This is a genomic window from Sphingobium sp. IP1, from assembly GCF_002708645.1.
GTDB lineage: Bacteria > Pseudomonadota > Alphaproteobacteria > Sphingomonadales > Sphingomonadaceae > Sphingobium > Sphingobium yanoikuyae.
Window position 1 is genome coordinate 30,754 of record NZ_NOIW01000031.1, and the last position, 24,252, is coordinate 55,005.

Annotated in this window: 25 protein-coding genes, 1 tRNA gene and 1 pseudogene; 17 read left to right on the forward strand and 10 right to left on the reverse strand. The window is 64.2% G+C overall.

All coding sequences use genetic code 11. The annotated features are described in order from the left end of the window. Window positions 1-119: 119 nt before the first annotated feature. The 9 genes and pseudogenes from trbL to CG471_RS12980 form a co-directional block, all read left to right on the forward strand. Window positions 120-1,418: a P-type conjugative transfer protein TrbL gene (trbL, locus tag CG471_RS12940; RefSeq protein WP_099232114.1), complete on the forward strand. Its 1,299-nt coding sequence runs from the start codon at window positions 120-122 to the stop codon at window positions 1,416-1,418. A 2-nt stretch (window positions 1,419-1,420) separates the two neighbouring features. Then, window positions 1,421-2,248 carry a conjugal transfer protein TrbF gene (trbF, locus tag CG471_RS12945; protein ID WP_099232115.1) on the forward strand — a complete coding sequence of 276 codons (828 nt, stop codon included), beginning with the start codon at window positions 1,421-1,423 and terminating at the stop codon, window positions 2,246-2,248. Further along, window positions 2,245-3,084: a P-type conjugative transfer protein TrbG gene (trbG, locus tag CG471_RS12950; protein WP_099232116.1), complete on the forward strand. Its 840-nt coding sequence runs from the start codon at window positions 2,245-2,247 to the stop codon at window positions 3,082-3,084. Before trbF ends, trbG begins: the two co-directional genes overlap by 4 nt. Continuing rightward, complete coding sequence (locus tag CG471_RS12955) at window positions 3,081-4,265, forward strand: TrbI/VirB10 family protein (RefSeq protein ID WP_099232117.1); 1,185 nt, start codon at window positions 3,081-3,083, stop codon at window positions 4,263-4,265. Before trbG ends, CG471_RS12955 begins: the two co-directional genes overlap by 4 nt. Before the next feature lies 1 nt (window position 4,266). Beyond that, on the forward strand, window positions 4,267-4,497 hold the full coding sequence (locus CG471_RS12960; RefSeq protein WP_099232118.1) for a DUF2274 domain-containing protein: 231 nt from the start codon (window positions 4,267-4,269) through the stop codon (window positions 4,495-4,497). Then, window positions 4,494-4,709, forward strand: coding sequence for a DNA-binding protein (locus CG471_RS12965; RefSeq protein ID WP_099232119.1), 216 nt, complete (start codon window positions 4,494-4,496; stop codon window positions 4,707-4,709). The genes CG471_RS12960 and CG471_RS12965 overlap by 4 nt, the downstream gene beginning before the upstream one ends. 52 nt (window positions 4,710-4,761) lie before the next feature. Continuing rightward, window positions 4,762-5,058, forward strand: coding sequence for a hypothetical protein (locus CG471_RS31270; RefSeq protein WP_257211523.1), 297 nt, complete (start codon window positions 4,762-4,764; stop codon window positions 5,056-5,058). A gap of 545 nt (window positions 5,059-5,603) precedes the next feature. Further along, complete coding sequence (locus CG471_RS12975; protein ID WP_099232121.1) at window positions 5,604-6,611, forward strand: SIS domain-containing protein; 1,008 nt, start codon at window positions 5,604-5,606, stop codon at window positions 6,609-6,611. 8 nt (window positions 6,612-6,619) lie between these two features. Beyond that, window positions 6,620-6,985: pseudogene (locus CG471_RS12980) on the forward strand (cytidylyltransferase domain-containing protein); the annotation flags it as partial. A gap of 123 nt (window positions 6,986-7,108) precedes the next feature. Here CG471_RS12980 and CG471_RS12985 read toward each other — a convergent pair. After that, window positions 7,109-8,338, reverse strand: a complete 1,230-nt coding sequence (locus CG471_RS12985; RefSeq protein ID WP_099232122.1) for an integrase arm-type DNA-binding domain-containing protein — start codon at window positions 8,336-8,338, stop codon at window positions 7,109-7,111. 176 nt (window positions 8,339-8,514) lie between these two features. Next, window positions 8,515-8,601, reverse strand: a tRNA-Leu gene (locus CG471_RS12990). A gap of 157 nt (window positions 8,602-8,758) precedes the next feature. On the opposite strand from CG471_RS12990, the gene CG471_RS12995 reads away from it, so the two are divergent. Continuing rightward, window positions 8,759-9,511, forward strand: a complete 753-nt coding sequence (locus tag CG471_RS12995) for an alpha/beta fold hydrolase (RefSeq protein WP_099232123.1) — start codon at window positions 8,759-8,761, stop codon at window positions 9,509-9,511. Beyond that, complete coding sequence (locus CG471_RS13000) at window positions 9,511-10,404, forward strand: tetratricopeptide repeat protein (protein WP_099232124.1); 894 nt, start codon at window positions 9,511-9,513, stop codon at window positions 10,402-10,404. Before CG471_RS12995 ends, CG471_RS13000 begins: the two co-directional genes overlap by 1 nt. A 4-nt stretch (window positions 10,405-10,408) precedes the next feature. Here the strand turns inward: CG471_RS13000 and CG471_RS13005 are convergent, their stop codons facing one another. Further along, window positions 10,409-11,116: an SIMPL domain-containing protein gene (locus CG471_RS13005; RefSeq protein WP_037519308.1), complete on the reverse strand. Its 708-nt coding sequence runs from the start codon at window positions 11,114-11,116 to the stop codon at window positions 10,409-10,411. Window positions 11,117-11,218: 102 nt separating this feature from the next. On the opposite strand from CG471_RS13005, the gene CG471_RS13010 reads away from it, so the two are divergent. From CG471_RS13010 to CG471_RS13020, 3 genes are all read left to right on the forward strand, one after another. Beyond that, complete coding sequence (locus CG471_RS13010) at window positions 11,219-11,653, forward strand: VOC family protein (RefSeq protein WP_037513232.1); 435 nt, start codon at window positions 11,219-11,221, stop codon at window positions 11,651-11,653. A 4-nt stretch (window positions 11,654-11,657) separates the two neighbouring features. After that, window positions 11,658-12,380, forward strand: a complete 723-nt coding sequence (gloB, locus tag CG471_RS13015; RefSeq protein WP_099232125.1) for a hydroxyacylglutathione hydrolase — start codon at window positions 11,658-11,660, stop codon at window positions 12,378-12,380. Window positions 12,381-12,448: 68 nt separating this feature from the next. Next, complete coding sequence (locus CG471_RS13020) at window positions 12,449-12,850, forward strand: hypothetical protein (protein WP_099232126.1); 402 nt, start codon at window positions 12,449-12,451, stop codon at window positions 12,848-12,850. 16 nt (window positions 12,851-12,866) lie between these two features. Here the strand turns inward: CG471_RS13020 and CG471_RS13025 are convergent, their stop codons facing one another. The 3 genes from CG471_RS13025 to ruvA form a co-directional block, all read right to left on the reverse strand. Continuing rightward, entirely contained in the window at window positions 12,867-14,645 is a 1,779-nt protein-coding gene (locus CG471_RS13025) for a long-chain fatty acid--CoA ligase (protein WP_099232127.1), read from the reverse strand. Between the two features lie 177 nt (window positions 14,646-14,822). Beyond that, window positions 14,823-15,845: a Holliday junction branch migration DNA helicase RuvB gene (ruvB, locus tag CG471_RS13030; RefSeq protein WP_004209282.1), complete on the reverse strand. Its 1,023-nt coding sequence runs from the start codon at window positions 15,843-15,845 to the stop codon at window positions 14,823-14,825. Continuing rightward, on the reverse strand, window positions 15,842-16,447 hold the full coding sequence (ruvA, locus tag CG471_RS13035) for a Holliday junction branch migration protein RuvA (protein WP_099232131.1): 606 nt from the start codon (window positions 16,445-16,447) through the stop codon (window positions 15,842-15,844). The genes ruvB and ruvA overlap by 4 nt, the downstream gene beginning before the upstream one ends. Window positions 16,448-16,588: 141 nt before the next feature. Here ruvA and CG471_RS13040 point away from each other — a divergent pair, with 141 nt between their 5' ends. From CG471_RS13040 to CG471_RS13050, 3 genes are read left to right on the forward strand one after another with little or no spacing between them, the layout of a single operon-like run. Then, window positions 16,589-17,164 (forward strand): hypothetical protein, encoded by a 576-nt coding sequence (locus CG471_RS13040; protein ID WP_004209285.1) that lies wholly within the window; start codon window positions 16,589-16,591, stop codon window positions 17,162-17,164. Window positions 17,165-17,202: 38 nt separating this feature from the next. Next, the gene (locus CG471_RS13045; protein ID WP_099232128.1) at window positions 17,203-17,838 is read left to right on the forward strand and encodes a DUF1345 domain-containing protein; all 636 of its coding nucleotides are present in this window, start codon (window positions 17,203-17,205) and stop codon (window positions 17,836-17,838) included. A 51-nt stretch (window positions 17,839-17,889) separates the two neighbouring features. Beyond that, complete coding sequence (locus CG471_RS13050; RefSeq protein ID WP_099232132.1) at window positions 17,890-19,191, forward strand: isoprenylcysteine carboxylmethyltransferase family protein; 1,302 nt, start codon at window positions 17,890-17,892, stop codon at window positions 19,189-19,191. Between the two features lie 18 nt (window positions 19,192-19,209). Here CG471_RS13050 and CG471_RS13055 read toward each other — a convergent pair whose 3' ends face one another. From CG471_RS13055 to CG471_RS13070, 4 genes are all read right to left on the reverse strand, one after another. Next, on the reverse strand, window positions 19,210-20,583 hold the full coding sequence (locus CG471_RS13055; protein ID WP_004209288.1) for a glutamate--cysteine ligase: 1,374 nt from the start codon (window positions 20,581-20,583) through the stop codon (window positions 19,210-19,212). Between the two features lie 101 nt (window positions 20,584-20,684). Further along, window positions 20,685-21,431 carry a 16S rRNA (uracil(1498)-N(3))-methyltransferase gene (locus CG471_RS13060; RefSeq protein WP_099232129.1) on the reverse strand — a complete coding sequence of 249 codons (747 nt, stop codon included), beginning with the start codon at window positions 21,429-21,431 and terminating at the stop codon, window positions 20,685-20,687. A 41-nt stretch (window positions 21,432-21,472) separates the two neighbouring features. After that, entirely contained in the window at window positions 21,473-22,615 is a 1,143-nt protein-coding gene (locus CG471_RS13065; protein ID WP_099232130.1) for a DUF1501 domain-containing protein, read from the reverse strand. A gap of 3 nt (window positions 22,616-22,618) precedes the next feature. Next, a complete protein-coding gene (locus CG471_RS13070; RefSeq protein ID WP_099232133.1) occupies window positions 22,619-24,052 on the reverse strand; it encodes a DUF1800 family protein in 1,434 nt (477 codons plus the stop codon). Between the last annotated feature and the right edge of the window lie 200 nt (window positions 24,053-24,252).

The window sequence follows — 24,252 nt, forward strand, 5'->3', positions numbered from 1 at the left end:
GATCCGAGTCCGCGGTCGGCGGCGCTCCCTCTCATGCCCTCGATCGCCGTCGTGGGGCGCGGTCCAGCTCCCCAGCCGCGCCCCGCGACACCTCTTCGCTCCATCAGGAAGGCAGTCAATTGAACGACCTCAATGTCATCGATCGCTTCCTTCAGGCGTTCATCACCTACATCGACAGTGGGTTCGGACTGCTTGGGCCTGATGTCGGGTTCCTGACCGCGACGCTGATCGGCATCGACATCACGCTTGCCGGACTGTTCTGGGCGATGGGCGGCGAGGACAATGTCATCGGCCGGTTCCTGCGCAAGATCCTGTACGTCGGCGCGTTCGCCTTCATCCTGAACAGCTTCTCTCGACTAGCCGACATCATCTTCCGCTCGTTCACGCAGGCTGGCCTTACGGCCGGTGGCGGGACGCTCTCGCCCGATGATCTGCTCAAGCCCGGGCGGCTTGCGGGGACGGGCTTCTCGGCCGCATGGCCACTGCTCGAACAGGCCAGCGAGATGGTCGGGTTCACGACCTTCTTCGACAATTTCCTGACGATCATGGTCCTGCTGTTCGCCTGGGCGCTGGTGATCGTCGCCTTCTTCATCCTTGCGGTGCAGATGTTCGTCTGCATCCTCGAGTTCAAGCTGACCACGCTGGCCGGCTTCATCCTTGTGCCTTTCGCGCTCTGGAACCGAACGAGTTTCCTTGCCGAACGCGTGCTGGGCAACGTCGTCTCCTCCGGCATCAAGGTGATGGTGCTCGCCGTTATCGTCGGCATCGGTTCCAATTTCTTCACCGAGTTCACTGACGCGCTGCAAGGCCAGGAACCGGACATCGGCCAGGCCATGAGCCTCGTGCTCGCGAGCCTTTCCCTGTTTGGCCTGGGCATATTCGGTCCGGCGATCGCCTCGGGCCTGGTGTCGGGCGCACCCCAGCTTGGTGCCGGTGCAGCCCTCGGCACTGCCGTTGGCGCTGCCGGCGTGACGATGCTGGCTGGCGGCGCCGCCGTGGGCGGAGCGCGCGTGGCGGCCGGTGCGGCCCTGGGCGCGGTCCGCTCGGGCACGGCAATGGGGTCCGCTGCGTCAACTGCCTACCAGCTTGGTCGCGAGACGGCCGCGAGCCCCTCGGTCGGCGCGGGCCTGGGCGGTGTTGCGCAGGCGGCCGGGAATGCCGCGCGGTCCCGCGTCGGCGGTACCCTTGGTCTTGGCGAGGCTGCGGCCGGCGGCCGTCAGGCTGCCTGGGATGCGCTCAACCGAAGCTCACCGCCATCCAATCCGATTGAATCGGCCGGCGGGACGCCCGCCTGGGCGCGCGCGATGCGCCAGCAGCAGACCAACCGCCATCGTCAGAGCCAGGCGATCCATGCGCTCCAGCACGGTGATCGCGGCGGCGCATCCGCCACCCCCGACCTCAAGGAAAGGAACGATTGACCATGTTCTTCAAGCGAAGTGCGCAGCGCTACGGGCGCACGCCACCTCCCGAGACGCCATATCAGCGCGCAGGACAACTGTGGGACGAGCGGATTGGCTCGGCACGGGTGCAGGCGCGAAACTGGCGGTTGATGGCATTTGGTTGCCTCGCGCTGACCGGCGGCACATCGGCAGGTCTCATCTGGCAATCCTTGCAGAGCCGGGTGACACCCTATGTCGTCGAGGTGGATCGGCTGGGCGAGGCGCGCGCCGTGCAGACAGCCGATGCCGAGTATCGGCCGACCGACGCACAGGTCGCCTGGCACCTCTCGCACTTCATCACCAACGTCCGGTCGGTGTCGCTCGACCTGGTACTGATGCGCCGCGACTGGCTCGAGGCTTATGATTTCGTAACCAAGCGGGGCGCGCAGTTCCTCGGCGAATATGCCCGCTCAGCGTTGCCGTTCGCCAATATGGGGACACGTACGGTTTCGGTGCAGGTGACGAGCGTGGTCCGCGCCTCGGACAAGAGCTTCCAGGTGCAGTGGATCGAGACGACTTTCGAGCGCGGTTCGCAGACCGGGGTAAGCCGTTGGACCGCGATCCTCACCACCGTCACCCGCCCGCCGACCTCGGCCGATATGCTGCGCAAGAACCCGCTCGGCATCTACGTCAATGCGATCGACTGGAGCCGCGAACTCGACACGGCGCCCTCGCCGTCGCCGACACCCGCTGCGCGTCCTGCAACCGAGCCGCCGGCGAACCTCCCGCTCGCATCGCCTTTCCATCCCGCCCTCGGTGCCAATCAACCCGTACTGGTTCCCACGAACAAACAGGAGACCAACCCATGAATTATCTCATGCTGCCGGCGCTCGCCGGACTAATTGCGGCGAGCCCTGCGCTCGCCCAGGAACAAACCGTGCCATCGGTGCTGAGGAATGTGCAGGCGGCGATGCGGAGTGCGACAGTGCAACCGGCCGCGACTGGGTTCGTCAGCGGATCGCAAGTCTATATGTTCAGCGAGGGCACGATCTATCAGGTCTATGCCGCGCCGGGACTGGTGACCGACATTGCGCTCCAGCCTGGCGAAAACCTCGTCGCAGTTGCCAGCGGCGACACCGCGCGCTGGGTGATTGGTGATACGACCAGCGGTTCGGGCGCCGCCAAGCAGACCCATGTGCTGGTGAAACCCATCTCGGCCGGCCTGCTGACGAACCTGGTCATCACCACCGACAGGCGTGCCTATCATGTCGGGCTGGTCAGCACCGGAGGCACGGCCCTGTCGTCAATGCGCTGGACCTATCCGCAGGACGAGCTGATCGCGCTGCGCCGCAAGGCCGAAGCAACGCAAGCCGCGGTGCCGATTGCCAGCGGCCTCGCCATCGAACAGCTGCATTTCAACTATGCTATCCGCGGCGACCGGACGGCCTGGCGGCCGCTACGCGTGTTCGACGACGGGTCGAAGACCTATGTCGAGTTTCCAGCGTCGCTGGCGACCGGCGAGGCGCCGCCGCTGTTCGTGATCGGCACGGATGGCAAGGCCGAGTTGGTCAACTATCGTCTGCGCGAGCGATTCTATGTCGTCGATCGCATCTTCAATGCCGCCGAACTCCGGCTCGGCACGAAGAAACAGCAGGTGGTACACATTGATCGCGTGTCGCCTACCGCCAAGCGGAGGGGCACATGACCGATCTCGTCGCAGCTTCCCCGGAGTCTGCCGCGCCGCCGAAAGTCGATCCCGAAACTCTGTCGATCCGCTCGCGGCCCGCTCGCGCCATTCGGTTCAAGCGCGGCGCGATCATCGGTGCGGTGGCGCTTGGGTCGGCAAGCCTGATGGGCATCGCCTGGATGGCATTGAAGCCGCAAGTTTTCCGGCAGGTTGCCCAGGATAGCGAACTGTCGCAGCCGATGGCGAAGACTGCCTCCGACGCGCTTTCAGGGCTGCCTAACAGCTACGGCGATGCGCCCAAGCTCGGCCCGCCACTGCCAGGCGATCTCGGGCGTCCGATCCTGCGCGCGCAGCAGCAAGCTGTGGCGACTGCGGCGCCCCAACATGTCGATACTGCAGAGGCTGCCCGGCAACAGCGCCTCGCCGATCTCAAGGCCGCGCGGGAGTCTGGTTTGATGGCGCACGTGTCGGGTGGGCCAACTGCCACTGTCTCTGCCTCGATCGATCCAACGCTGGCTGCTCCGAGCGCTCCGACGGCACCGCAGGCCGCGCCCGGCACGCGTAAGGAGCAATTCGCGTTCACGCGCGCCGATGGGCATATCAACTCTAATGGGCTGGCTGACCCCATATCGCCTAATAGCCTGCTTGCCGGCAGCGTGATTGCTGCCAGCCTCATCACTGGGCTGAACTCCGATTTGCCTGGCATGGTCACCGCACAGGTGACACAGAACGTATTCGACACGGTCACTGGCAACATCCTGCTCGTGCCGCAAGGTGCCCGCCTGATTGGCAAGTACGACAGCGTGGTCGCGTTCGGGCAGCGACGCGCGTTCGTCATTTGGCAGCGGCTGATCCTGCCGAATGGCAGTTCTATCCAGTTCGACAATATGCCCGCCACGGATGCTGCTGGTTATGCGGGCGTTTCGGACAAAGTCGACTTCCACACATGGTCGCTGCTGAAGGGGGTGGCGATAGCGACCATGCTCGGGGTTGGCTCGGAACTGTCTATCTCAGGCGAGAGCGATCTCGTCCAGTCGATCCGCGAATCCGCGCAGTCGAACACCGCGCGCTCCGGCGACCATATCACGCAGCGCAACCTCGATATCCAGCCGACTATCACGATCCGTCCGGGTGCGCCGGTGCGCGTGCTGGTCACCCGCGATCTTGTGCTGGCACCCTGGCGGGAAAGGACAAGCTGACATGGCCGATCTCAAATTGGGCAAGCTGCCCGACCGCACCCCGGTCAAGCTCGCCATAACCATCACGCCAGACCTGCAGGCATCGCTGCAATCCTACGCAAAGTTGTACGCCTCTGCCTATGGCGTCGAGGAGCCGGTTGCCGATCTGATTCCGGCCATGCTAGCCGCGTTCCTCGAGAGCGACCGCAGCTTCACTCGCGCGCGCGATATCGCACAACGGGGGCAGAAATGATCGAGCGTGCCTGGGAAAAGAGGATCGAGCCACTGACCGTGCGTATCTCTACAGCGGTGCGTATCACGGGTCTGAGCCGCTCTCGCATCTATGAACTGATCCAGTCGGGCGATCTCGACACGGTAAAGGTGGGAAGAGCGACCCTTGTCCAGTATAGTAGCTTGAAGTTGCTGACTGGCAATTACGCTTCAGTCGCGGATGATCCGATCTGAGAGGTCAGAGCCCGGCTGGCGATCTGTCAACGTAATCTTCAAACGCATAGTCGTGGAGAAGCTGTTGCCGCCACAGGAAGGCGCGATCGACCTTGGCCAATCCAGCATCGTCGCAAATCTCCGGGCACGCGACAAAGATCATCTCGGCCTGAATATTAATGATCTCTCGCGCGTCCGCGTCGCTCAACAGGAAGGAGGGCGCGGACAGGCGTCAATTCTCGAGCAGGCTGCGCCGATCCGGTCCGATCACCGCCATCGCCTGGTTCACCTCGCGACCGTTGCGAGCTTGCGGACAGATATCATAGGCGGGGTCGGCGCCAGCGCCTTGCCGGCCCATAGCGCGGCGTGATCGTGGGCGTGATCGTCGGTGTTCCCGACAAGGATGTTGAACACCATGCGCGCTAGCAGTGTGCGCTTCTCTCAGCCGTGGCAGTATTACGCACTTCTCGACATTTTCAGCAAGTTCCGAACGGAGCACGACATCGCCGGAAAGGCGATGATCTATGCCGCATGCAGCGCGATGAGGGCTCGGAACGCGATTTCTACCAAACCAATCAGCTGACCGGCTTGGTTACTGGTGCAACCAGGGTGCAGGGTTCTTTCAACCACTAAGCCGACAGGAGGAAAAGTTCCTCTGCTCATCTGTAATTTAGTTCGTTTCATCTAAAATTTCTTTAAATTAGCTTTTTCCGCAATGCTGCGGGCCTTTTTTGCACTTGCGAAACGCATTGTCATAAGTGCCTGGAATGGCGTAGACAGTTGCCGGGTGCTGATTGAGAAATCGGCTTGGGGTCGCGGAACAAGGGATGGACGTTGCGCTGGTCAAGGCGCATCGACACCGCGGGCATCAGTCGGACATATCGGCGGCGATACGCGGAAAGAAGGATAAGAAGCGTGTCGACAATTTCGAAGATCGTGCCGTTCCGCTCGGGTGCGCATATTGTGGAGACAGCGTGCAGCAGTCTCGCCCTGGCAGCCAGGGGGCTCAATACACTCGAAGCCAAATTTTCCGACCGGGAATTTTCCGCGGCCTTTGTGCGGCTCGTTGGAACCATCATCAATGTCCGTGGACGCGTAATCGTCACCGGCATCGGCAAGAGCGGCATCGTCGCGCGCAAGATGACGGCGACGCTGACCTCCACCGGCACGCCGGCGCTGTTCCTGCATCCGGCTGATGCCGGCCATGGCGATTTGGGCATGGTGACCCCCGACGATGTGGTGCTGATGCTGTCACACTCAGGTGAATCGACCGAACTTGGACCGATCATCCATTATTGCAAGCGCTTCGGCATCCCTCTGCTGGCGATGACGGCGCAGGCGCGGAGCACCGTGGCCGAGGCCGCTGATGTCTGCATGCTGATGCCGGCGGTGCGTGAAGCCTGCCCCAACATGCTGGCGCCCACCACATCGACCACCTTGCAGATGGCCTTTGGCGATGCGCTGGCGATATCGTTGATGGAAATGCGCGGCTTTTCGGCTGATGATTTCTATAAGTTCCACCCCAATGGCCGGCTTGGCGCGCAGCTCGTAAAGGTGCGCGAACTGATGTTGGCGGGCAACGATGTGCCGCAGGTGTGCGAAGATTCCTCGCTGCTCGACGCCACGATCGAGATGACGCGTGCGCGGTTGGGCGGCACGGCCGTCGTCAACCAGAGCGGTCAACTGATTGGTGCCTTCACCGATGGCGATCTGCGCAGGGCCGTGACCGGCAAGCAGAATCTGACCGACGCGGTCGGCCGTGTCATGACCGTGAAGCCCCAGACGATCGGTCCGAATGAACTGGCGTCGGAAGCGCTGCGCATTATGCATGACCGCAACATCACCCTGTTGTTCGTGTGCGAGGATGGCGACCTGGTCGGGGCGCTCCACATGCATGACCTGCTGCACGCCGGGGTCGCCTGACCATAGTGGTGGTCATTCCGGCGCGGGCGGGTTTGTCCCGCCTGCCGCGCAAGCCGCTGCGCCTCATTGCGGGGCGCAGTCTGCTGCATCGCACGATCGCCATGGCGCGCGCGGCGATCGGCGCGCGAGCCGGCGTCGCTCTGGTCGTCGCCACCGATGAGGACGGGATCGCAGCCCATGCGCAGGCCGCCGGCTGAGACCCGGTGATGACCGACAGCGCGATCGCCACCGGCTCGTGCCGTGCGCGCGCTGCCCGTGCGCAGATCGTCCAGCCGAACTTCGTCGTCAATCTCTAGGGGGATTCGCCCTTCCAGCCCAAGGGAGCGCTGGGCTCGGTGATCGAGGCGCTGGATGCCGGAGCCCCGGTCGCGACCCGGGCGACAGGCACGGCAAGCGGAGTTGGCTTGACGTCCTTGGGCATTACAAGTTCCTTGGCATGAATTCGCGCTTTTGGAGCACGCTGGCGATCCGAGGATCACCAGCGTGTCGCACCGAGTTCAAACCACGCGCCGCGCCGCTGGAAAGCTGGGGCGGAGAATCTTGCCGCCATCTCGCAACTCGTCGAGATAATCTGACCAACTCTGCATCATCTGTACGCGCTCGTCCCAATACTCGCCTCTGGCGTAAGCCCGTCGAACCTGGTTGGTATCGACATGCGCGAGTTGCCGCTCAATCGCATCGGGATTCCATTCTCCCCTCTCGTTGAGAAGGGTGGCGGCCATCGCACGGAAGCCGTGCGCCGTCATCTGGTCGCTCGTGTAGCCGAGCTTGCGCAGGCCTTGATTGACGGCGTTCTCCGACATCGGCTTCCGCGGCTTACCGAGGCATGGGAATAGATATTTCCACCAGTGCGTGTGCTCGTGAAGTTCCCGGAGCATGTCGATCACCTGCCGCGACAGCGGCACCCGGTGCGGCCTTCTCATTTTCATGCGTTCCGCCGGAATAAACCAGATGGCCTCCTCGAAGTCGATGTCGGCCCACTCCGCCTGTCTTAGTTCGCCCGGGCGGAGCAGAACGTGCGGCGACAGCCGCATCGCCATCACCGTTACCTTGTGACCGCTGTATCTATCGATGGCCCGCAGCAGCGCACCGACTTCCGACGGCTTGGTGATGGCGGCGAAGTGCTTGACCTTTGGCGAGGCGATTGCACCACGCAAATCGGCCGCAACGTCCTTGTCGCATCGCACCGTCGCGACGCCATAGCGGAAAACACGGCTAAGGACGCTTCGCATCCGCCGTGCGCTTTCAAAGGCACCGGTCGCCTCTACTTTGCGCAGCACCGCAAGCGCCTCGTGTGGAGTGATCTGCGCAATCGGGATGCTGCCTATGATCGGATAGGCCTTGGCGAGCAGCCAGCGGATTTTGTCTACTGTCACCGGGGCGAGGCCGTCGCGCTCGCATTTGACGAGCCACTCCTTCGCCACGTCCTCGAAGGTGTTGGCTGCTGCATATTTGGCGGCGATCCTTGCGCGCTTTTTCTCCAGCGCAGGATCGAGGCCTTCCGCGATCTTCCTCTTCGCCTCGTCACGCCGCACCCGGGCATCGGCAAGGCTCACCTGCGGCCAGCCGCCGAGATGGAGAGTCTTCTGCTTGTCGAGAAAACGATATTTGAAGCGCCAGAGCTTCGAGCCGTTAGGTTGAATAACGAGAAGGAGACCTTGCGAGTCGCTCAGGCTCCAGGCCTTCTCTCTCGGCTTGGCGGCATTGATCTGGATGTAGGTCAGCATGGTCGATTTCCCAGCAAAGCCGGGTCAATCCGAGAGCACCAAAAAGAGCAACATTTGTGGCTGCTGCTGGTGGCCCTAGCCGGATTTCGCCGGACGGTGTCTGGCGATTCTCTGTCGGAAAATGCTGTAAAACCAGCCGCTTACCGGACGCCTCTGGACGAATCCAGAGGCGTCAGTGGTGCCCAGAAGAGGACTCGAACCTCCACGACCTTGCGATCGCCAGCACCTGAAGCTGGTGCGTCTACCAATTCCGCCATCTGGGCACGGGGTAGGAGTGCGCCTCTAACGGCGGCCTCCAGACCTGTCAATGCGGCAATGCGTTTTTTTTGAACTTTCACGGGAAAGGGCTATTTTGCCGTCAAAACATGGCAATCCGGGGCCATGCCGTGCCCCGGTCCACAGCGATGGAGCCTTTGAAACTTGAACGCGCCCGAATCTTCCCCCCCATTTCTCGCGCGTGCCGACGGGCTGCGCCTCGCCTATCGCCATCGTCCGGGGGAGGGGCCGACCATCATCTTCCTGCCGGGCTACATGTCCGACATGGAAGGGAGCAAGGCACTCGCGCTCGACGCCTGGGCTGGCAAACAGGGCAGGGCGATGCTGCGGCTCGACTATGCCGGTTGCGGCGCCAGCGAGGGCCGGTTCGAGGACGGCACGCTCGCCAGCTGGCGTGATGATGCGCTGGCCCTGATCGATGGGCTGACGCAGGGGCCGCTGCTGCTGGTCGGATCGTCGATGGGCGGCTGGCTGGCGCTGCTGATCGCGCTGGCCCGCCCGGACCGCATCATGGGGCTGGTCGGCATCGCCGCCGCGCCCGACTTCACGGAGTGGGGCTTTACCGATGCCGACAAGGCGCTGCTGGCGACCGAGGGGCGGATCGAGGAACCCACGCCCTATGACGACCATCCCTATGTAACGACGCTGGGCTTCTGGCAGTCCGGTCAGGCGCATCGCCTGCTGGACGATGCAATCGCGATCGACTGCCCGGTCCGGCTGCTCCAGGGGCAATGCGATACGGATGTCCCCTGGGAGATCGCGTTGCGCACGGCCGATCGGCTGCGTTCATCCGATGTGCAGACGCTGCTCATTAAGGATGGCGACCATCGCCTTTCCCGCGACGGCGACATCGCCCTGCTGATCCGCACCGTCGCCGCTCTTCTGGACAATCGCTGATGCCCGTCATCCTCCCTCTCCTGATGTTCATGCAGGCCTATGATCCCGAGATCGAGGCGGTGATGCGCAACAGCCGCAAGAAGAAGGAGGATGCCGCCGCGGCGGCCGCCTCCGCAGCGTCGGTACAGCAGGCCGCTGCCGCGCGATCGGCGCCGGACGCTGACGGGCGCATCCCGGTCCCGGCCAAATTTGCCGGACCGTTCCAGGCCTGCCTCGACCAGGCGCTGGAATCGCCGGACAAGGCAATCACCTTCGCCCAGAATTGGCGGATCGACGGCGGCAGCTTCTACGCCCGCCACTGCATGGGCTTTGCCCTGTCGCGGGCGGAGCGCTGGGGGCCGGCGATCGTCGCCTTTGAACAGGCGGCCGAGGAAGCCGAGCGCGGCGGCGAGATCGTGCAGAGCGCGCGCCTCTGGGGGCAAGCCGGCAATGCCGCCCTTGCCAGCGGCGACGCGAAGAAGGCGCGGGAGGATTTCGACGCGGCGCTGGCGCGCGGCCTGCCCGATGGCATGGAAAAGGGCGAACTGCATCTCGATCGCGCCCGCGCGCTGGTGGCGCTGGGCGATGTCGATGGCGCGCGCGGTTCGCTCGACACCGCGCTGACACAGGCGCCCAAGGATCCGCTTGCCTGGCTGCTGTCGGCTACGCTGGCGCGCCGCACCGGCGAACTGTCACTGGCCCAGGCGCATATCGCCCGCGCCGTGCAATTGTCGCCCGACGATGCCTCGGTCGCGCTGGAGGAGGGCAATATCGCCGTCCTGACCGATCATGCGGATATCGCCCGCTCGGCCTGGCAGCGGGCGGTGAAGCTGGCGCGGGATGCGCCGGCCGGCAAGGCAGCGGCCGACAATCTCGGCCGACTGCCGGCGCCGGCGTCACCCCCGGCGAACTGAGCCGCTATTTCAGGTAGAAATCCACGGTCGTGACGACGCGCACTTTCTTGTAGGGCGTGTCGCTCGATCCGTCGCCGCCCTCGCCGTCGCGCGGGTCGATCGAGAAATAGCCCTGGGTCGCGCTCTTGATGCCGCCGACGCCGGACCCTGAATCCTTGGCGAACTGTTCGGCCGCCGCGCGCGCATCGCGTGTCGCCGCCGCTACCATCGGGGGTTTGAGGTCATTGAGCCTGGTGAAGCTGTAGCGCATCCCCGATCCTTCCTGCAGCGTCACGCCGCGCCGAACCAGGTCGAACTGCTGGGCGACGGCGCGCTGGGCGCGTGCGATGTCGGTGGTACGCAGCAGCATCCGCTGGGTGATGGTGATATTGTTGATGCCATTGTTGAGATATTGGTTCACGCCCGCGCCGACCGGAGTCAGGGCATCGGGCTTGAACCCCAGGCTGGCGAAATAGGCCTTGAGTTCCTGGGTATTGGCGTCGATCTCTGCGCGCACCGTCGGCAGGTCGGTGCCGGTCGCCGAATAGCTGATCGACCAGGTGGCAAGGTCGGCGGTCACGTCCTTTTCGGCCAGGCCCCGCACCGTGACCGACCGGTCCGCCGCCCTCGCGCGCTTGAGGCCGTCACCCAGAAGATAGCCGCCCGCGATCACGCCGATCGCCAGTACCGCCGCCGAACCCAGAAGCACCTTGTCCCGCATTTCCAGAGCCATGATCGCTTTCCTCTTCCGCCGGGCCGGTCCCGGTCCTATCTAGGGAGCTATCTGCCAATCTACCGATGAACCGTTGCTTTATGGCGACGAACGGAGAAAGCCTTGCTCAAATATCTGCACACGATGATCCGCGTCACGGATCTCGACAAGACCATCGGCTTTTTCGAGCTGCTCGGCCTCAGCGAGGTCAAGCGCTTCGACAGCGAGGCGGGCCGCTTCACCCTCGTCTATCTGGCCGCGCCGGGTGACGAGGACGCGCAGGTGGAACTCACCTACAACTGGCCGCCGCAGGATGGCAGCCCGGCGGAAGTCTATGATGGCGGCCGCAATTTCGGCCATCTCGCCTATCAGGTCGATAATATCTACGAGACCTGCCAGCGGCTGATGGACGCCGGCATCACCATCAACCGCCCGCCGCGCGATGGCCACATGGCCTTCATCCGCACCCCCGACAATATCTCGGTCGAACTGTTGCAGGACGGCCGGCTCGACCCGGCCGAACCCTGGGTGTCGATGCCCAATATCGGGGCCTGGTAAGCCGATGCTGCAGGTCGTCCGCGTCCCCGTCCTCTCGGACAATTATGTCTGGCTGCTGCATGATGATGCCAGCGGCCAGACGGTCGCGGTCGACCCGTCGGTCGCCGAACCCGTGCTGGCGGCGGCTGCGGAACGCGGCTGGACCATCGACCAGATCTGGAACACCCATTGGCACCCCGATCATGTCGGCGGCAATGCCGGTATCAAGGCTGCGACTGGCTGCCTCGTCACCGGCCCGGCCGCCGAAGCCGCCAAGATCGACACGCTCGACCGGCAGGTGGGGGAGGGGGACATCGTCCGCATCGGCGATCATGTCGCCATGGTGATGGCCGTTCCCGCCCATACCGCCGGCCATATCGCCTATCATCTGGCCGATGACGCGATCCTCTTCGTCGGCGACACCCTCTTTGCCATGGGCTGCGGCCGGCTGTTCGAAGGGACGGCGGCGCAGATGTTCGCCAATATGCAGCGGTTCAAGGCGCTGCCGGGCGACACCATCGTCTATTGCGCCCATGAATATACGGAGAGCAACGGCCGCTTCGCGCTGACGGTGGAGCCGGACAATGCCGTGCTTCAGGCGCGCATGGCGGACGTCGTTGTTGCCCGTGCGCATGGCGAGCCGACGGTGCCCACGACGATCGCGCTGGAACGCGACACCAACATCTTCATGCGCGCGCGGGACGTCGCCCAACTGGCGGAGCGGCGCGCCGGCAAGGACGCATTTTAGGCCCGGTCCTCGACGGATTCCGCGTTATCATGGCGTCCTGTTTGCAAGGACATGGATGGAGAGAGGCGATGCGCGCATGGATATGTCTGGCCCCGCTGGCGCTGGCGGCCTGCAGCGGCACTTATGAGCCCACGCCGCTGACCGAGAAGCAGGCGGCCAAGATGGACAAGGCGCTCGCCGGACTGGTGCCGGGCGACAAGGTGACCTGCGTCAACCGAGAGCCGCAGAGCAATTTCACCGTCATCAGCGGCAATACGCTGCTCTATCGGGTCAGCAAGAAGCTCATCTACAAGAATGAACTGATCGGCAGCTGCAATGGCCTGGCGCGGGGCGACACGATGATCGTGCGCACCTTCGGTTCACAATATTGCCGGGGCGACATCACGAGCAGCGCGGACCTGACGATCGGCATTCCGACCGGCAATTGCGCGCTGGGCGATTTCATTCCCTATCGTCCGCCGGCCCCGTAAGCCCGATTGGACGCGCTTACCCCTTGTAGAGTGCGTCCAGCCGGTCCTGATAGCGTTTGCGGATGACATGGCGCCGGATCTTCATCGACGGCGTCAGTTCCTCATTCTCGATCGCGAACGGCTCATCCGCCAGGATGAAGCGGCGCACCCGCTCGATCACCGACAGATCGTCATTGACCCGATCGACCGCCGCGCGCAGCGCCGCTAGATAGGTCGGATCATCGGTGATGCCCTTGATCGGCCGGCCATTGGCGGCCGCCCATTCCATCGTCCATTCCGAATCCGGCACTAGCAGGCCGACCAGATGCGGGCGACGATCGCCATAGACCATCGCCTGGCCGATCTCCGGCTGCAGCGTCAGCATGCCCTCGACCTTCTGCGGCGACACATTGTCGCCCTTGTCGTTGACGATCAGATCCTTCTTGCGGTCGGTGATACGGATGCGGCCGCGATCGTCGATCTCGCCAATGTCGCCGGTATGCAGCCAGCCATCCTTCAACACCTTCTCGGTCTCGACCGGGTTGCGCCAATAGCCGTGCATCACCAATTCGCCGCGCACCAAAATCTCGCCATCCTCGGCGATCTTCACCTCGACGCCGTCCAGCGGCGGGCCGACCGTGTCCATCGCGATGCCGGCGGCGGGGCGGTTGCAACTGATCACCGGCCCGGCCTCGGTCTGGCCATAGCCCTGCAGCAGCATCAGCCCCATCGCCTCGAAGAACAGGCCGACATCCGGGTTCAGCGGCGCCCCGCCCGACACCAGCGCCTTCATCCGCCCGCCGAACCGCGCCCGAATCTTGGGGATCAGGGTGCGCGACAGCAGCGCCTTCATCGGCAGGTCGACGATCGACGACTTGCCCTGCTGTTCCTTGGCGGCGATGCGTAGCGCCTGGTTGAGCAGATAGGTGGGGAATTTGCCCTGCTTCTCGATCGACTTGATGATGCGGGTGCGCAGCACCTCGAACAGGCGCGGCACCACGACCATGATGGTCGGCCGGGCTTCCTCGATATTGCTGGCCAGCTTCTCCAGCCCTTCGGCATAATAGATCTGTCCGCCCAGCAGCATCGGCAGGAACTGGCCGCCGCTATGCTCATAGGCATGGCTCAGAGGCAGGAAGGACAGGAAAACCTCGTCGCCCCAGCCGAAATCCTCCAGCACCACCTGTCCCGCGCCTTCGACATTGGCCAGGATCGCGCCATGATGCTGCATCACGCCGCGTGGGGCGCCGCCGGTGCCGCTGGTATAGATGATGCACGCCTGGTCGCTGCGCGCGGCGGTCTGGGCCAGCGCACAGGCATCGACATCAGCCGGATGGGCGGCGATCAGGTCGGACCACAGGCGGCAGGTATAATTGCCCTGCGCACCGCGGATCGGCTCCATCGGAATCACCAGGCTGACCTGCGATCGCAGCACCGCCGGCATCAGCGTCGTCGCCAGCTTGGCGGTCGACACGATCACCGCGCGTGCGCCGCTGTCGGTCAGGATATGCTGATGGTCGCGCGTCGTATTGGTGGTGTAGGTCGGCACCGTGATGCAGCCGGCCGCCATGATCGCCAGATCGGCGATGCAGAATTCCGGGCGATTTTCGCTGACCAGCATTACCGGGTCGCCGGGCTTCAGCCCTTCCGCCTTCAGCCCGGCCGCCATCGCTGCCACCTGGCGCGCGACTTCGGCCCAGCTCAGCGACTGCCATGTGCCCTGCGTCTTGCGCCACAGGAAGGGCGCGTCGCCCTTTTCCTTGGCGCGGGCAAAGAACATGGTGACCAGATTGGGGAAACGTTCGATCGCCCTCACAGGCTCAACTCCTCTTACATCGGCGCGTCTGCCGCGCGCCTGCAGCGCCAGCTGGCTATAGCCCGGCCTTGCCGTAACGGCCATGCAGAATAACCGGTTTCGGCGCATATCGCTGCGTCGAATCGGGAAAGCGCGCGCTCTAGAAAGGCTGGCCGAATGGCGCAAGCGCCAATGGGATCAGTCGAACAGCCCGTCCTGCGACCCGGCCGGGGGATTGAGGCCCAGATGCTTCCAGCCCGGCCCGTTGAGGCAGCGACCCCGCGCGGTGCGGGCGATCAGTCCCAATTGGATCAGATAGGGCTCGACCACTTCCTCGATCGTGTCGCGCGCTTCGGAAAGTCCCGCCGCCAGCGTCTCGACCCCCACAGGCCCGCCACGATAGATATCGGCGATCATGTGCAGATAGCGCCGGTCCATCAGGTCGAGGCCCAGATGATCGACCTCCAGCCGTTGCAGCGCCGCGTCCGCCACCTTGGCATCGACGGTCGGGGCGCCGGCGACATTTGCAAAGTCGCGCACCCGGCGCAGCAGCCGCCCGGCGATGCGCGGCGTCCCGCGCGATCGGCGTGCAATCTCGATCGCGCCGTCCGACGTGATCGCCAGGTCCAGCAGTCGCGCCGCGCGCCGGACCACCAGTTCCAGCTCGTCAACGGTATAGAATTGCAGCCGCACCGGAATGCCGAACCGATCGCGCAGCGGCGTCGTCAGCAGACCCTGGCGCGTGGTCGCGCCGACCAGGGTGAAGCGCGGCAGGTCGATCCGCACTGATCGCGCCGATGGCCCTTCGCCGATCATCAGGTCGAGCGCCCGGTCCTCCATCGCGGGATAGAGCACTTCCTCGACCGCCGGATTGAGCCGGTGAATCTCGTCGACGAACAGGACATCGCCTTCGTCCAGATTGGTGAGCAGTGCGGCCAGATCACCGGACTTGGCGATCACCGGGCCGGACGTGGCGCGGAAACCCACGCCCATTTCCTTGGCGACGATCTGCGCCAGCGTCGTCTTGCCAAGCCCCGGCGGGCCGAAGAACAGCACATGGTCCAGCGCCTCGCCACGGGTGCGCGCCGCCTGGATGAAGATACGCAGATTCTCGCGCGCCGCCTGCTGCCCGACAAATTCGTCGAGCGACTTGGGCCGCAGCGCCGCATCGACATCCTCGGCCCGGCGGGCCGGGGTGATGAGGCGATCCTCTTCGCTCACTTCGCCGCCTTCCGCAGCGCCAGGCGGACCAGCGCGTCAAGGCTGGCGCCCTCGCCCAGTTCCTCTTCGGCGGCCGCCACCGCGCCGCTTGCCTCGGCCGGCTTGAAACCCAGATTCTGCAGGGCCGACAGCGCGTCGGCGGCAAAGCTGCCGGTCGGTAGCGCAACCACGCCCGGCATGCCCGGCGCTCCGGTCGGTGCGGTGCCGATCTTGTCCTTCAGCTCGTTGACGATGCGCTGGGCCAGCTTGGGGCCGACGCCATTGGCGCGCGCGATCATCGCCTTGTCGCCCATCATGATCGCACGATGCAGCTCCAGCGGCTCCAGCGCCGACAATATCGCCAGCGCCACGCGCGATCCCACGCCCTGCACATGGGTCAGCAGCCGATACCAGTCGCGCTCCTCGGCACGGGCAAAGCCGACCAGCCGGATCGAATCCTCGGCCACCAGCATTTCGGTGTGGATGGTCACCGCCTCGCCCACCGGACCGAGCGCCGCCAGCGTCCGCGATGACGCGCCGACCAGATAGCCGACCCCGCCGACATCGATGATGGCATGGTCGATGCCCGTGCTGTCCAGCCGTCCTTTGAGTTTCGCGATCATCGCCATTGCCCCATGGTCATGATCTGTTCTTTACAGCCTCTTGCGCCCCGCGCCAGACAAAAGCGCATTCCGGGTCGGGCACCAAATGGCGGCCCGTGCGTAATGCCGGTCGATTGCCATCCGCCAGAGGACCAAGAGACGATGCTGATGACCGCGCCGATGCTGACCCCCAAGGATTTCGAATTTCCCGCGATCATGCTGTCGGGCGTGGTCGACCATGGCATGTATCTGCATTTCAAGAATTGCCTGTCCACCGCGCCGCAGCAGGGTCTGGTGGTGGTGGAAATCTCCACCCTGGGTGGCGATCCGGAGATCGCGCGGATGATGGGGGAGGATATCCGCTTCCATTCGGACCTCTATCCCGAACGGCGGCTGGTCTTCCTCGGCAAGACCGCCGTCTATTCCGCCGGCGCCACCTTCATGAGCTTCTTCGCCACCGAGAATCGCTATCTGACGCGCGGCACCCGGCTGATGATCCATGAGCGGCTCATCACCAAGAATATCCATCTCGAAGGGCCGCTCTCCACCTGCATCGCGACGTTGAAGGCCTCGCTCCACGAGATCGAGGCGTCGATCGCGATCCAGAATGAGGGCTTTGCCAATCTCATCCTGGGATCGCAGGTGACGATGGAGGAGGTGCTGCAGCGCGCGCCGGAAAACTGGTATCTGGAAGCCAATGAGGCAGCCGCGCTCGGCTTGGTGGCGACCGTGCTCTAAACGCTTGCGCGGCGCCATTTTCGGGCCTTTGATGCGCCATGGCCAAGACGCAGAAGCGATCCACCCTCTTTCCCTGGCGCTATGGCATGTTCCTCATGCTGCTGCTGTCGATCGCGCCATTGATGCTGTGGCTGCCCTGGCATGAGGCGGTGATGGGCGGGTTCGACCTTGCCGCCATCGCCTTCTGCCTCGCCGCCGTGCCGCTGATCGATTCCGATCCGGCCCAGATGCGGCGCAAGGCCGTGCTCAACGACGCGAACCGGCAACTGATGCTGCTGCTGACCGGGGTGGTGTGCATTGTCATCCTGGTCGCGGTCGGTGTCGCCGCCAGCGCGCCGGGCCATCCCGATGCGGAAAGCATCATATTGCTGCTGGCGACGCTCGTCATCGCCTGGCTCTTTTCCAACCTCGTCTATGCGATGCACTATGCCCATGCCTTCTACCTCGCCGATGACAAGGGCAAGGATGCGGGCGGCCTGGATTTCCCGGACACGAACGAGCCGGTCTATTGGGACTTCCTCTATTTCGGCTTCACCCTGGGCATGACCTTCCAGACCTCCGACGTGTCGATCACCGCGACCGGCATGCGCCGCACGGTGACGCTCCATTGCCTCGCCGCCTTCGTCTTCAACCTCGGCATCCTCGCCTTCACCATCAACGTACTGGGCGGCTGAGGCGATGGGCTTCATGGCTTGCTTACCAATATCGGCTATAAGCCCGGTCCCATGAGCAAGAGCGCCGATCCCTGCCCCAAATCCGCCGTCAGCCATGGTGTCGGCATTGCCGGTCTGGTTGGCCTTGGCCTGTGGACCCTGGTCGCCCGCCATTATGGCATGAACGGTCCCAATGCGGGTCTGGCCGCGGTGGTCGCGTGCGGCATACCGATGGTGCTCTGGTCGCTGCTGGTGGACAAGGTGCATCGCAACCCCAGCACCGGCGTCGACTGGAACGCGCCGGCCCGCTCGGTCCGCAGCATGCTCGACATCAGCCTGGTGAAGATTGCGGGCCTGTGGGCGACATGGCTGGCCATTGCCGTCTGCTATTGCATCGGCCGCTGGTATTGGACCGGCAGCTATCGCTTCGCCATGGACCTGCTCATGGCGGCGGCGCCCTGGCTGCTCTTGCTGTCCATCCCCTATGTCCTCTGGCTCGACCGCCGGCTGGTCGAACCGCGCGATGCCTGTTTCGCCTTCGGCCAATGGGTCATTGGCGGCGCGGCCGGCAAGGCGGACATGGCGCAGGTCGCCAACCATGCCCGCGCCTGGGCGGTGAAGGGCTTTTTCACCGCCTTCATGATCAGCATCGTGCCGGGCAATTTCGCCAGTGTCATCGACTGGCGGCTCGACGACCTGCTGCACAATCCGGTCGCGCTGACCGGTTTCCTGATCGGCATCATGTTCATGATCGACGTCTGCATGGCGACGGTCGGCTATCTGCTGACGATGAAACCGCTGGATTCCCATATCCGCACCGCCAATCCCTATCTGGGCGGCTGGCTCGCGGCTTTACTCTGCTATCCGCCCTTCGTCATGATGGGGGCGGGCGGCCCGTTCGACTATCATGGCGGCGGCGCCGAATGGGATGTCTGGACGCAGGGCATGCCGGCGCTGCAATGGGGACTGGGCGCTTTGCTGGTGCTGCTGACCGCCATCTATGCCTGGGCGACGGTCGCCTTCGGCATCCGTTTCTCCAACCTCACCCATCGCGGCATATTGACCCATGGGCCTTATCGCTGGACCCGCCACCCGGCCTATCTGACCAAGAATCTCTTCTGGTGGTTCTCGTCGCTGCCCTTCCTCACCACCACGGGCAGCCTGACCGACATGGTGCGCAATTGCGCGCTGCTGGGTGTCACCAACGCTGTCTATTATTGGCGGGCCAAGACGGAGGAGCAGCATCTGTCCGCCGATCCCGCCTATCAGACCTATAGCGACTGGATGGCGCGCAATGCGCCGGTGCCGCGCTTCTTCGCCTGGGTCATCGGCCGCAAGCCGGACGCGCCACGGGAAACCCAGCCCGCCGAATGACCGGCGGGCTGTATAAGATCAGAAGCTTTCCTCGGCATAGACGCGGCTGACATCGCCGCCCCATTCGCCATGATAGCGGTCGAGCAGCCGTTCGGCCGGGGTCTTGCCGGTGGCGATCACTTCGTCGAGCGCCGACAGATAGCCGGTCTCATTGTCGCCTGCGGCGTTGAACCGCTGGCGCGCGGCCAACCCTGAGCGGGCAATATCCAGCACCTGCGGCGCGATGTCGCGCAGCGTGCGCCCGCCCGACACCGGCGCGTCGAGGCCCAGCTTCGGCACGGAATCGCGCAACACCTGCCGCTCCTCCATGCTCCAGTCCTTGACCAGATCCCAGGCGGCGTCGAGCGCACCCTGATCATAGAGCAGGCCGACCCACAAAGCCGGCAGCGCGCAGATGCGATTCCACGGCCCGCCATCGGACCCGCGCATTTCCAGGAAGCTCTTGAGGCGCACTTCGGGGAAGGCGGTGGAGAGATGATCCTCCCAATCCTTCTCGGTCGGCTTCTCGCCCGGCAGCACCGACAGCTTGCCGTCGAGGAAGTCGCGGAACGAAAGCCCCGCCGCGTCGATATATTTACCGTCGCGATAGACGAAATACATCGGCACATCGAGCGCATAGTCGGCATAGCGCTCGTAACCAAAGCCATCCTCGAACACGAAGGGCAGCATGCCGGTGCGCTGCGGGTCGGTGTCCGACCAGATATGGCTGCGATAGGAGAGGAAGCCGTTGGGCTTGCCCTCGGTGAAGGGCGAATTGGCGAACAGCGCGGTGCCGAGCGGCTGCAGCGCCAGCGAGACACGGAACTTCTGCACCATGTCCGCCTCGCTGCCATAGTCGAGGTTGGTCTGGATGGTGCAGGTGCGCAGCATCATGTCCAGGCCCATCGATCCCACGCGCGGCATGTGCCGCAGCATGATGTCGTATCGGCCCTTGGGCATGATCGGCAGCTCGGCGCGGGTCTTGTCGGGCCACATGCCAAGGCCCAGGAAGCCCAGCCCCAGCATGTCGCCGACATATTTCACCTGTTCCAGATGGCGGCCGGTCTCGGCGCAGGTCTGGTGCAGGTTGTCGAGCGGCGCACCGCTCAGTTCCAGCTGGCCTGCCGGCTCCAGGCTGATCGTGCCGTCGGCGCCGGACAAAGCGATGATATTCTCGCCCTCGAACACCGGGCTCCAGCCATAGCGGGTCAGGCCGATCAGCAACGTGTGGATGCCGCCCTTTTCCTCATAGGCCGGGGCGTGATGGTCCTTCGTCGAATAGACGAATTTCTCGTGTTCGGTGCCGATCCGCCAGCGATCCTTGGGCTTGGCGCCCTTGGCAAAGGCCGCGATCAGCTGGTCGCGGCTTTCGATGACGGGATCATGTCCGCCCGAGTCTGTTCTGGTGCTCATGCCCCGCCCTTAATCTTTCCCCTTTGCGCGTCAAATCGAGGCGCGAATGCGACAGATAAGGCAGGCCTATGTCCGCTTCAATTGGTTGCGGAAGAAAACCATTAGCCCCAGTCGCCATTCACCGTCATCCAGGCCGCCGTCGCGGCGATCGCGGCCGTCTCCGCGCGCAGGATTCGCGGGCCCAGCGACACCGGCACCGCACCCGGCGTCGCCCGGATCGCCTCGCGCTCGGCGGGGTCGAATCCGCCCTCCGGCCCGACCAGCAAGGCCGCCGGGCCGGGATGGGCGCGCAAGGTTTCGTCCAGCGATGCCCCACCGGTCTCGTCGGCGAAGAACAGATGCCGCTCCGCCGACCAGCCCTTCAGCAGCGCGTCGAGCTTCACCATTTCGGTCAGCTCCGGCAGCGCGGTGCGCCCGCATTGTTCGGCCGCCTCGACCAGATGGGCGTGCAGCCGGTCGAGATTGAGCTTGTCGACCACCGCCCGCCGGGTCAGCACCGGCTGCAATCGCGCGACGCCCAGCTCGCACGCCTTTTCCGCGATCAGGTCGATCCGCCCCTTCTTGATCGGGGCGCAGCACAGCCAGAAATCGGGCACCACCTCCGGCGGCTTGGTCTGGCTCACGCACTCCAGCACCAGGTCGCGCTTGCGGATATCCCGCGCCCGCGCCGCCCATTCGCCCGACTTGCCGTCGAACAGCAGCACGATATCGTCCGGCTTCACCCGCATCACGCTGATCAGATAATGGGCGCCATTGCCGTCGATCGGCACGGCGACACCCTCACCCAGCAGTGTTTCGACATGCAGGCGCGGAGCGCTCTGGGGCGGCCAGGCGGGGGTAGCGGTCATGGCGTCGTCATGCCGCGCTCCATACCTCAAGTCGAGGGGGCTCAGACGATCAGTGGCTTGATGCTCTTCTGATCCGGATAGAGGCGGGGCAGCAGCCAACCGGGATCAAGACCGAAATGGGTGGCCAAGGCACCGGCGATGATCGCCTCGGTCGCCATGGTCGGGCGCAGGTCGCGTCCGTCCAGCAGCGCGGCCATGTTCAGGCCGGGCCAATCCGCGTCGATCCGGCCGCCACCTGCCAATTGCCCTCCCAGCAGCATCGTCAATCCGCCCGTGCCATGATCGGTGCCTTGGGTGCCATTGACCGCGACCGTGCGACCGAATTCGGTGGCGACCAGCAGCATCGTATCGGCCCAGATCGGTCCCAGTCCGTTCACTAGCGCGCCGATCATCAGGTCGAGTGTCTTGAGTTGGCGGTTCATGCGGCCGACCTGGGCGCCGTGCATATCCCATCCATTGCTTTCGATCATCATTACCCGCGCACCATCGTCAGGTAGCAGCAATTGCGCGGCCAAGGTGCCAAGGGCGGTCGCATCGCGCTTGTTCTGGCGGATGCCGTCGGTCAGTTCCTCTGTCTCCAGCGCACTTTTCCATAGCGTCGCGAGTTGCGGATCCTGCGCATAGAGGCTTGATATCCGCATCATCAGGTCGTCCGACGGCGCATTCTGGTCCGACGGCGCATAGGTTGCAATTTGCGCCGGCCCTCGCATCGCCATCGGCAGTGCCGACGCCAGCGCCATGCCCCTGGCCTCGCTGTCGGGCAACTGGCCGACCAGCCGGTTCATCCAGCCGCTTTTTTCGGCAAAGGGCCGTGTTGCCCCGGTTTCCAGTATATTCTGGCCGTCAAAATGAGATCGGTCGCGATAGGCTGATGCCGTGGCGTGGAAGAATCGGGCCTGCTTCGCGGCATATAGGGCGCCGACACGCTGGAGTGCGGGGTGCAGCGTGAAGAAGCTGCCGCCCAATGGTGCACCACCCTCCAGCGACGCCATGAAGGAGCTTCGAACAGCAGCGAAGGCCGGATCACCGGTCGGGGCCAATATGTGCAAACCATCGGCCGCGCCGCGCTGAATCAGGAAGATGAAGCGGCGATTGGTCGGTGCGGGGGCGGCAAAGCTGATCTTCGGTATGGCCATGGCGGCAATGCCGGCCGCACCGGTCAGGAATCGGCGACGATCGAACATGGCCTATCTCCTCATCATTTCCGGAGCGACCATCAGCAAGGCCATGCTTTGCCGTGGTTCCGCCGCACGCAGGATGCTCTGCAGCGTGTTGGCGCTCAGGGTCGGCCCAAACAGATGCTTGGCCAGCAGTCGCGGGTCATTTTCGGATGAGGCCCGGCTGGCGAGCCGTTGTGCCATTTCGACCCGGCGCATCAGCGCATCGGCACCGGCCCAGCTGGCAGAGATATCGTCATAGCCGGCGGGCGAGCCTGGACGCCATATCGGTTGGCCCAGCTGGTCGAACATGACCGACAGTCGCCGGGCCACCTGCGCGGCATCGCCCTTGCCGACGGCGGCTTCGCCCTGGGCGCGGAAAATCGCGATCAGCCATTCCCATGGTGTCCGGAACTTGACCGGATCTTCGGTCCAGCCTTCCGGCGCGTCGATTAACGCTGCATAGACCTGCGACAGGTCGCCATCACTATCATGCCAGACCGTTTCAAGCCGCGTGACCAGCGAAGCGGGGGGATTGTCGCCGGCGAAATGGCGCGCCAGCTTGGTTGCGATGTGATGGGCCGTGTCGGGATGACGGGCCAGGTCGATCAATATCGCCTTGCCCTGCTCGATCCCGCCTGCGGTATAGACTTTGCCCATGATGGTGCGTTCGCCCGGTTCATGCTGGGCTTCGAGGAAGCGAAAGGCGCCCGGTGCGACGTTGGCCGCCTGTGAATCCGCTGCCACCAATGTCCATCCGGTCAGCGCACGGGCAAATTCCGTCACATCCGCCTGGCTGTAGCCGGTGCGAACACCCAATGTGTGCAGTTCCATTATCTCGCGGGCCAAATTCTCGTTCAGGCCGCGTTGCTGTCCGCTGGCCGCGGCGCGTTTCGCTCGGCGGCTGTCCGGTCCGGTCGATTGCGTCTGATCGAGGAAGCGCAGCATCGCGGGGTGCTGTTCGACGGCGATCACCATATCCTCGAAGCGACCCAGGACATGCGGGCGCACCGCTTCGAATTCCAGCATGCCGGCCCAGCCAAGCACCGTCTGCTTGTCCACGGAGACGGCGAAATGATTGGCCCAGAAATGGACCAGTCGTTCGATAAAGGGCGCGTCGCTCGCCACCGCAACGGATATGCGGGCTGCGACCTGCGCCTCATATTGCTGCCGTATCGCGACATTCGCAGCCCTTACGGCGTTGGCGCCTGCCTCCGGGGACAAGCGCTGCATCGCTTCGGCCGACTCCATCGATGGCGCCATGCGCGCGTTGCGCTGTGCGGTCTGCAGCGCGACATAGGCATCCACAATCCCGTCGCGATCCATGACTGCACGGATCGGTTCGGGCTGGGGACGATAGGTCCGCATCTGTGTCTTCAACCAGGCAGCCGGGTCGATTGGCGGATCATGGTCAGGCCGCGCACCGAGGCCGAAGCGATTCTGGGCAATGCTCGCCTTGCTCATCCATCTGATCTCCGTCGGCATCATATGCCGCCATCCTGTACTTAGGCTGTATGCCCATCGCATCGCACCAGATTTAGACCCCATGACTGCCGGAGCCTCGAGGGCTCAAATCTGAGATGCTGACGATGGATTTGTCAGCACTGGAGGCGAGTCATGACGGAGACAGTAAAATACGTCGGTCTGGACGTGCACAAGGAAAC

What these genes read in the sequence shown, in the direction of transcription:
- trbF (WP_099232115.1), top strand. Translation starts at nt 1,421, where the DNA reads ATGTTCTTCAAGCGAAGTGCGCAGCGCTACGGGCGCACGCCACCTCCC.
- trbG (WP_099232116.1), top strand. Translation starts at nt 2,245, where the DNA reads ATGAATTATCTCATGCTGCCGGCGCTCGCCGGACTAATTGCGGCGAGC.
- CG471_RS12955 (WP_099232117.1), top strand. Translation starts at nt 3,081, where the DNA reads ATGACCGATCTCGTCGCAGCTTCCCCGGAGTCTGCCGCGCCGCCGAAA.
- CG471_RS12960 (WP_099232118.1), top strand. Translation starts at nt 4,267, where the DNA reads ATGGCCGATCTCAAATTGGGCAAGCTGCCCGACCGCACCCCGGTCAAG.
- CG471_RS12965 (WP_099232119.1), top strand. Translation starts at nt 4,494, where the DNA reads ATGATCGAGCGTGCCTGGGAAAAGAGGATCGAGCCACTGACCGTGCGT.
- CG471_RS12985 (WP_099232122.1), bottom strand. Translation starts at nt 8,338, where the DNA reads ATGCTGACCTACATCCAGATCAATGCCGCCAAGCCGAGAGAGAAGGCC.
- CG471_RS13000 (WP_099232124.1), top strand. Translation starts at nt 9,511, where the DNA reads ATGCCCGTCATCCTCCCTCTCCTGATGTTCATGCAGGCCTATGATCCC.
- CG471_RS13005 (WP_037519308.1), bottom strand. Translation starts at nt 11,116, where the DNA reads ATGGCTCTGGAAATGCGGGACAAGGTGCTTCTGGGTTCGGCGGCGGTA.
- gloB (WP_099232125.1), top strand. Translation starts at nt 11,658, where the DNA reads ATGCTGCAGGTCGTCCGCGTCCCCGTCCTCTCGGACAATTATGTCTGG.
- CG471_RS13020 (WP_099232126.1), top strand. Translation starts at nt 12,449, where the DNA reads ATGCGCGCATGGATATGTCTGGCCCCGCTGGCGCTGGCGGCCTGCAGC.
- ruvA (WP_099232131.1), bottom strand. Translation starts at nt 16,447, where the DNA reads ATGATCGCGAAACTCAAAGGACGGCTGGACAGCACGGGCATCGACCAT.
- CG471_RS13040 (WP_004209285.1), top strand. Translation starts at nt 16,589, where the DNA reads ATGCTGATGACCGCGCCGATGCTGACCCCCAAGGATTTCGAATTTCCC.
- CG471_RS13045 (WP_099232128.1), top strand. Translation starts at nt 17,203, where the DNA reads ATGGCCAAGACGCAGAAGCGATCCACCCTCTTTCCCTGGCGCTATGGC.
- CG471_RS13050 (WP_099232132.1), top strand. Translation starts at nt 17,890, where the DNA reads ATGAGCAAGAGCGCCGATCCCTGCCCCAAATCCGCCGTCAGCCATGGT.
- CG471_RS13055 (WP_004209288.1), bottom strand. Translation starts at nt 20,583, where the DNA reads ATGAGCACCAGAACAGACTCGGGCGGACATGATCCCGTCATCGAAAGC.
- CG471_RS13060 (WP_099232129.1), bottom strand. Translation starts at nt 21,431, where the DNA reads ATGACCGCTACCCCCGCCTGGCCGCCCCAGAGCGCTCCGCGCCTGCAT.
- CG471_RS13065 (WP_099232130.1), bottom strand. Translation starts at nt 22,615, where the DNA reads ATGTTCGATCGTCGCCGATTCCTGACCGGTGCGGCCGGCATTGCCGCC.
- CG471_RS13070 (WP_099232133.1), bottom strand. Translation starts at nt 24,052, where the DNA reads ATGAGCAAGGCGAGCATTGCCCAGAATCGCTTCGGCCTCGGTGCGCGG.